This is a genomic window from Desulfovibrio litoralis DSM 11393, from assembly GCF_900143255.1.
Classification (GTDB): domain Bacteria; phylum Desulfobacterota; class Desulfovibrionia; order Desulfovibrionales; family Desulfovibrionaceae; genus Frigididesulfovibrio_A; species Frigididesulfovibrio_A litoralis.
The window spans coordinates 1-8,462 of sequence record NZ_FRDI01000022.1; the positions used below are offsets into that span (position 1 = coordinate 1).

Genomic DNA, 8,462 nt, shown 5'->3' on the forward strand with positions numbered 1-8,462 from the left:
TGCATCAACAGAAACGCCAGTTACCGTAACCGCATAAACATCAGTCGGAGCGGAAATAAGCACACTTTGAACGCCACTGCTCAAGTCAATGGTCTTGCCGGCGATAGTTAAGGCACTTAAGCCTTCGGTTTTACTATCTATTTCAAACAAGCCCGTACCGCTAGTCGTGTGCGGAGCTGTGTCAGACTGCGTTCCGCCGGTTAGTCCGTCGTCATGCAAGGTAACGCTGAGGCTACCCACATTTGGCGTAATGATCGGGGTTTCGTTCGTGCCTTTGGTGCTAATCGTCAGGGTCGTGGTCTTCCAGTCGCCGTCCGCATCCTTAATAGTATAAGTGAAGACGTCGTTGACCGTGACGTTCGGTGCGATGTTTGAAGTCAGGGTGTAAGAATACGAACCATCAGCTTGCAGGGTTAAGTTGCCGTAGTCGCCTGTAACCTCAGCTCCCACACTGCCTGTGCGTTCCACGTTGGTGGCATCGTTGGCGGAAACGCCTTGTACCGTGAAGCCGGCCTGAGCGTCGGCACCGATTTGGTCGTTGCTAAGTACACCGTTTAGAGCGTTCACGCTTAAAGTTGCGTTCGCCTCGCTAAGCGAGCCGGTATCAACGCTTGCGATAGCTATATCGTCTTTAATATCCACTTTAACATCAATGCTTATCTTGTCGGCGTCTGTGCTACCAAACTTGTCTCTAATAACAATATTGAAGCTGTCAGCGTTATCTTGTATGTTTCGCTCGTCTCCAGCTGTTGTGGACATAGCATTATCATTTAATTTATAAGTGTAGTTCAGCGTATATTGACCGCCTCCCAGGCTTGTTAGAGTCGCATTGGTGATAAATCCGTAAGGAGTCGCAATTGAACCTGTCCAGTTTCCGACATTGTCAAAGCTAACATTTGTACCGGCAATAGCAACAGAACCCACACCTTCCGGAGTGCTAAATGTTACCGTACCTGTTGCATTCAGAGGGTCGGGGCTTGTTGTTTCGCCGTGCAGTGTGCCTCCTTGGATATAGGCTTCATCAACATTCAAGTCTTCGCCTTGTCCGCCAATAATGCTTGGGGTGGTTTTTATGTCGATAATCAACTTGGCATCAGCACTATCGCCATCTTTATCTGTAATGCTGTATTCAAATTCTTCTTTTGGTGTCCAGTTCGGGTCAGGTTCTTCGCCAACTTTAACCATTGCGGTATATTTGACTTCATTTACCGTAAATGAAGACGTGAGAGTGCCTGCCTCCACCTTAACGGAACTGACTGCCGTACTAAAGGTTTTGTCAAATACTTCAAGAGTGTTATTAGCACCAACAACAGTGAAAGTCTGTGAAGTACCGTCAGTAAAGGTTACGGTGATTTTCGCCTGTTCTGCGCCTAAAATAGGTTTATCCAGTTTTGGAAATTCTAAATGCAGATATTGGCTCGCCTCTGGTAGGTTTATAGTAAGCGGAGCCAAAAGATTTACAGTGTTTGAAATAGGTAGCGTTGTAATTTGAGCTTCAAATACATCACGCAAGGGGGCTTCATCTTGCCATGCTTCTTTGTTAGGGTCTACCACATAGCGATAACTACCGTCTGTCTTCATATACAGGTCGCCGTACTTACCGTTGATGGTGATTTCGCCATCAGGATTTACGCCACTACTCCAGTCTTTTCCTTCTACTTTTAGCCCGTCGCCTGCCCTGCGTTCATCTGCTCCAAACTTATCCGTATTACCTTCAGAAGAAGTACTATCGCCACTCAATATATTTCCGCTGGCTGTCCATAATCCAGCTTCTACACTTGGAGCGTCAAGGCTATCTGTTTCAGCTATAGCCTGTGGCACGTCATCTTTGATGGTTATAATGAATGCACCTTCTGCTATATCGCCGTCCTTGTCGGTGATAGTAATAGTGAATTTTTCATCGCCGGAAACTAACTCAGTATTAGCTCCCTCGCCATCTTTATGCGTAGCACTTTTTTCAATTTGGTATTCGTATTCCACTTCCACATTGCCATTGGCATCAGGTATGGATATTGCGGTAATCTTTAACTTGCCGTAGGTGCCTTCAATAATTGCACCCAGATTAATATTTGTGCCATTAAGAGCAATATTATCCAGACCATCAAAACCGGCTTTAAAGCTAAAGCTACCTTCTGTTTTGCTTTGGTCGTCTAAAGCGGGGTCAGTGTGTAGTGAATCTGTACCAAGAGTTAGGTCGGATTCATAAACCATTTCAGGTTGTGTAATCGTGCCCATTATCGGTAGAGAATCCCTGATGGTTAGAGAAATTAAACCGGGGGCTATGTCGCCATCGTGGTCAGTAACCACAATAGGTAGAGGTAGGGTAAGGAACTTACCACCATCAAGCAAACCAAGCAGAGTTTCTGCGTCTATATTCAGAGTATCCATAAGACTTTGCAGTTCAGCAGGAATGGCACTGGTCAAGAGATTGCCACCCAACTGGCTCAATAGATCGCCAAGCATTCCTTGGGTATGTTCTAGCCCTAGATGTTGAGTGATTTCGTAGCCATATTTATTGCCTGATTCTGTTAGAGTCAGAGTCATGACTAAAGCTCCGCCTTGACCATCATAAATATTCAAGACTGTTCCACTGCCTTCTGCTATTAGTGGATTATCCGAACCTGCGGCATGTACGCCAAGCACTTGTAAAATGCCCTGTACTCCTAGCTTGCTCCAAGTAACGGGGTTATTTTCCGCCGGGCCATCAGCACCAAAGTCTATATTTTTAATTTCTCCAATATAAGGGGCATTCCCTTCGGTGCGATCCGCATCACTACCGCCTAGCAATATTTCTACGATGCGTTCAGGACCTTTAGCAAAATCAGCAATCAACTTGGCATAAATAGGTGCATCGTGCAGGAAATTACCATTGAAAGGTTCATAGCCCGGGACACCTTTTACTAGCGTGTTAAGTGTATTAATGTTTAAAGAATTTAGGTTGGGTACTTCACCTGCAATAAGATCCTGAAGAAGTTCTTGCATCTCTGGACTGTTAAAACGTGATAAATCTTTATCTAATACAAGATCAGCAAGGTCTAAAAGACCACCAATATCCGCAACGCCTACAGTTAGGCTGTCGCCAAGAGCCTTAGTCAAGCTGGCAACAAAGGCATCAGCATTGCTAATATCAAGGTCATCTAGGGAGTTTAATAGCACATTACCTATGGTTTCTAACAAGGCTACGTTAGAAGTCAATACAGGGTTAGGGCCATCATCATCAACCTTTACATTCACTAGACTGAGGGTTGTATCTCCATCACCGTCAACTACGTTAACAGGCAACATAAAAGGAATTGGTTCGTCGTGTGAAAGTCCAAGCACTTGAGCCCCCAAAGGATGATCCATAGGAGCTAGTTGCTTGTAATGAGCAGAATATGTGCCGTCAGGGTTGCGTTCCAGTGTTAATTCCAACACAGCCTTACCAAATTGAGAAATGGTTAATACGCTTCCGTCATTGCTAACAGAACAACTAAAACCATCAGCCTCAGCAGGAGCGGCATCATTATAAACGTCTAGGGCTTTGTCGATAAGAGTCTTATTCCAGTTTACGTCTTTAATACCATCGGGAGCGTCATAATCTAGCTTGAGGTCAATAACTCCGATTAAAGGAAAGCCGGAACGGGCATCGGTTTCATCAAAATGCCCGGAACTACCACTAGGTAGAGCCACAGAATCAGCCACATAAATATCCAGTTCGTTACTTGAAGTATCGCCATCACCGTCCATAATGATATATTTCAGGTCAAGCTTGTGTTCAAGATCGGCGAGAGTCCCTGGCTCACCATGTTCCAGTGGTTCATGTTGAGTATAAGAATAGCTACACTTGCCACTAGTCGGATCATAAGACAAGGTGGCGGATATAACAGGTTTATTATCTATGCTAACGGTAAAGGTTTTTCCATTGTCGCTAAAAGAAATCATATCTTGGGTAATACTAATTGGCTCGCCATCTATAATGACTTTGTAGTTGCCAAGTTCATTAGTAATAGCACCCTTATCCCAAGTGATAGGGGTTTCGGCGTTGGCTCCGTCCGCACCAAAAAAGGCGGAAAGTTCACCGCTGGTAACAATAACACCACCATCACGCAGGTCTTTTTCATAAACTATGTCATTGATGTCGCATTTTCCTGCATATGGCACATCGTCTTTAATTGAAATAGTTAGGTCGCCAGTGGTGGTATCGCCATCACCGTCAGTAATGGTAAAGCCTATTTCTAATTTTAGGGTCTCGTTATTGTTAGGTTGCTCATGGAACAATGGAGCAACTTGATCAACGGAATAAGTTGCACCATGAGGAGTCAGGTTTGCTTTGATAATAATAGCGGGGTTATTCGCACTACCGCCTTCGGCAAAACCTGTCAGGGTAAGACCGTCTTCGCTCACCTGCCATGTTACATCAACAGGCTTGCCATCAGCATCATAGGTTTTATATCCTTCAATGGTATCCCAGACAAAGGGGTTTGTCCCTGCTGCATTAGTAGTAGAGGCTGGGCCGTCCGCACCGAAGGAAAAACCAATAAAGCCAATAAAGAGAGATTCGTCATGCAAGTTGCCATGCACATTATTAATAAGATGATGTTGGTCGCTACCGCCCGCTAGGTCAGTTTCTGAGAGATTGACCCAATGATTATCACAGAGCATTTTTGGACCATCATCACGCACATTAATGCTAACGCTCGTTTCAGCACGGTCGCCCTCATCATCATAGACAGCAAGAGTAAGCTTAAGAGCATCGGCAAGTTTTTCGTTATGCGAATCGCCACCTGTAGGGTGTTCTAACGCCATATATTGAACAAAGGTAATTTGTGCGGTATTTTCTCCGCTGTTTAGTCCTGCTTCAGTAATAGTAACAACAAAAGCCACAGAACCAGACTCGCCACCGACACGCCCCAACATATGCCCATCTTCGGACTGATAAAGGAATATAGCTTGACCGGAGCTTGTTTTTAAGCCTGAGTCCGTACCGTCGGCTATCTCAAAAGTAATTTTGGATTGACCGGCATTGCCTCCGCTGTCGTTTGTACCGTCAGACTTTAAAGTATAGCTAACGTTACTTGTAGCAGCGGACACAAAAGAAGAGCCGGAAAGTCCCAATGAAGAGAGTACGCCCAAAACGTCTGAGTCAAGATGCGTTATTTCTTGCCCTGTTTGTCTTCCTGCGGTTTCATCAGAAAGAATGCGTACGGTATCTTGGTCAAAATCAGGTTTGTCTTCAGGAATGGATATTTGGTATATTGTTTCTCCCTGTCTTTCCGCATAGTTATTTTTATCAGAAAGTTCAGCATCTTTTGGGTCGTGTTCCCAAGCAGCATCTTTTACAGTGATAATTGCCCCATTGGCGTATCTCTCATCAGGATGAGGGTTGCCATTAACGTCTCGCTCATTGCTCCAATCTTTAGGGTCAAAAACTATATCACCTGAAACAGAGATTACATTATTGGGGATCTGAATAACAAGACCGCTACCTGCATAAGCTATGGGGTATTCAGCATCGCCTACACCACGCACACTCCAACCTGCTGGCAGTTGATGAATATCCCAACCTGCGGGTATGCCTTCAAGAATAATATAATGATATTCCGAACTGTCAACATCATTAAAGCTAGCAGTAACGGGGAAAGTCAATAGTTTTAGTTCGCTAATGTCTTCGCTTGAATTGTCTTGAGTTTCGGAACTCATTTCCCCTAGGCTAAGATCAGGTAAGTCGGCAACAGCGTCTACGACAAAAATAGCATTGCCTGTTATCGTGTTGGTTATACCGCTACTGTTATTACGCAAGTCTACAGAGATGTTGATATTCATATCAGCGTCGCTGTTATTAGGAGGAATGAGGTAAACACCTGCGTTGAGTTGTGCGTGGCTAAAGGGTACTATTTGCCCTTCGCTACTGATAGTAATTTCAGTAGTACCGGGAGCACCCGGCACGCCGAGATATATTTTTGTGCCTGCACTAAAGCCACTCAGGTTGACTCCTTCAACTTGGGTATTGCCAACAGGAGTAAATATAAAATTTATTTTAGGGTATTCTACAGTATAATCACCAATATTTTGGCGAGCTTGGTCATCTTCATACATACCGGCATCAGCTTTTAAACCGGTAGAAACATACACATCAAAAGTTCCACTCGCCGGCGAGCTGTCTAAGTAATTAACGGAGACTTCAGTCCCTCTACCCCACTGAGTATTGCCAAGACCGCCTAAACGGTTAACACCATCAATCAAGTTTCCTGCGTCATCAAGATATTCTCCCGTACCACCACTTCCGGGGGCTCTAGCAGCAGGCCCGGCGGCAGGGAGTAAAGATTCATCATTAAATTGAGCTAAAAACTGTTCAGCGGGAATGTCAACGCCTTCTTCAACAATAAAGCTAGGTAGTTCTTCTTTCGGTTGAGCGTAAAAGCCTTCTAAAACGATTTTTCCACCGTCGTCAAAGGTAATAACAAGGTTATCGCCTTCATGAGAATATAATCCTGAACCGACTTCAAAGCCGAATTGTAGTTCCATCTTAGATGTTACTGGAATATTAACGGTCTGTCCCTTTGGATTTAGTAATTGAGTAGCCATATTTCTCTCCTGCTGTATTAAACGGTTGAAAAAATATAAAAAGCTATAAGAAAACAGTGTCTATTAGTTTTACTTATAAACAAAATAGCACAGACTCTAACTCTGTCAATATAAAATAAACCATATACTATAACTAAATCTAACCAGTTATAAAACATAATACCGCTAATAAACCCAAATCAAATCTGGATTTATTAACGGTATTTTTTGATTGTGCAAAGACTTAACTCTTTGTTTTATAAATAAAAAAAGTGAGTCAGGCACCCAAAAATAACCACTGTCGCTGCTTTCTTTCGAATCTGACGTGGTCAGCAGCACTTCTGCCGCCCGACTCGCAATCTTAATACGCTAAAACCATGTTGGTGTCAATTAAGAATGTGTTATTTGTTATCAGATTCCAAAGGAATAGAGCTGTATGCAATTCCATCTTTAATATGATAAATAGTTCCGGGGAAAAGTCTTATAATATCCGGGAGTGCTTTTAAACTACGATTTCCCGTACGACAGTAAACAAGCCAAGGTTTGCTTGTTCCAAACTCTTTTACTAAAGCAAGTATTTCTTCCTCAAAATTTTTTGAAAACGCATTTATGTTGATTGCATCTTTTATATGAGATTCCTCAAATTCTCGCGGAGTACGCAAATCGATAATAACCAAATCAATATTTTTTTCTAAAAGTTCAACGGTTGCCCTTTCGTTTAAATGAAAGACTCTTTGATCCAAAGTTCCTGCCAAAGTAGTTACAGAAAAAAATGAACATTGCACTATACTCAAAGATAGTAAAATGAAACTTAGCAAGAAAACCTTAAACATATTACACTTCATAGTAACGCCTCTATATTAAACTAGAATTAATTCACAAAAAAATTATTGCAACATATTAAAACTATTTTTTATTGGCGGTTTCGCACAAAGAGCAACAAGTTTATTGATATTATTTATAAAATGCTCGGTTTTTTCATGATAATCAAGAGCTGCCTGATCCTTCCATTTTTCAATAAATGCAACGGTATCAGGTTCGTTAGACTCTTCGTAAAGATGATACTCAATATTGCCGGCTTCTTTTTGAGAAGCTTCAATTAATGGCTTGGCAATATTAAAAAATTCATCTTTTTTACCTGCTTGTAATTTAAGTTTTACCACTAAAAGAATCATAGTTTTATCCTTATGAAAATGTAATTGCATTGTTAATAACTCATAAATATTTCTATGTCTATACCCCAAAAAATAGTTTATTTAAGCTAAGTTAAAACATAACAACATAAGCGTATTTTAACAAACCAAATTATTTTGAAAAACTCGTTTCAAGAAGCCCCTTCCCCCCCCACAAAATAAAAAATTAAAAACGACGCAAAAAAGCCCCCAAAGTTTTAATAACTAAGGGGGCTTTAGAAGAAAGTGCAGGCATCGTCCTACTTTCCCACGCATGAATACGCAGTATCATCGGCGAATCAGGTCTTAACTGCCAGGTTCGGAATGGGGCTGGGTGTGTCACCTGATCTATGGACACCAACACAAATTTATTTTAAAAATTGATGATTTTTTATTTTATCGGCGTTAAATTGCGTTTTCATCGCACTCGAGTACCATAAGAGTACACTTCATGCTCAAAAAACTTATTTGCCTTGATAAAACAAAAACTTATCAATTTTAATTGCTTGTTCTTTTAAGTTTTAGCTACGGAAGGCTTGTTTTTTACTCTGGTCATGCACTATAAGAGTACATTCCCGCCGTAAAAAAGCTACGCCTTTCTTGTAAAATTTTAAAAATAACTTCGCAATTTGCTTTACGTAATCTAAAAATAGATTGGCAAAACGAGAAATTTGTTTTTTATAAAAGAGCGAAAAGATGTTTATCTTTTTTTTAAACTTAAGTCAAATTTTATTTAATCATGTTTAA

Annotated in this window: 3 protein-coding genes, 1 rRNA gene and 1 other RNA gene; all 5 read right to left on the bottom strand. The window is 41.7% G+C overall.

Going from position 1 to position 8,462, the window contains the following annotated elements; genetic code table 11:
- Positions 1 to 6,564: DUF5801 repeats-in-toxin domain-containing protein (locus BT999_RS12165; protein ID WP_218587524.1), on the bottom strand; the 6,564-nt coding region annotated here is incomplete at its 3' end.
- 245 nt (positions 6,565 to 6,809) lie between these two features.
- An RNA gene (ffs, locus tag BT999_RS12170) (signal recognition particle sRNA small type) lies at positions 6,810 to 6,903 on the bottom strand.
- A gap of 41 nt (positions 6,904 to 6,944) precedes the next feature.
- Positions 6,945 to 7,328 (bottom strand): rhodanese-like domain-containing protein, encoded by a 384-nt coding sequence (locus tag BT999_RS12175; RefSeq protein WP_178139360.1) that lies wholly within the window; start codon positions 7,326 to 7,328, stop codon positions 6,945 to 6,947.
- A 102-nt stretch (positions 7,329 to 7,430) separates the two neighbouring features.
- Positions 7,431 to 7,718 (bottom strand): putative quinol monooxygenase, encoded by a 288-nt coding sequence (locus BT999_RS12180; RefSeq protein ID WP_072698059.1) that lies wholly within the window; start codon positions 7,716 to 7,718, stop codon positions 7,431 to 7,433.
- A 244-nt stretch (positions 7,719 to 7,962) separates the two neighbouring features.
- Positions 7,963 to 8,077 (bottom strand): 5S ribosomal RNA (gene rrf / locus BT999_RS12185).
- Between the last annotated feature and the right edge of the window lie 385 nt (positions 8,078 to 8,462).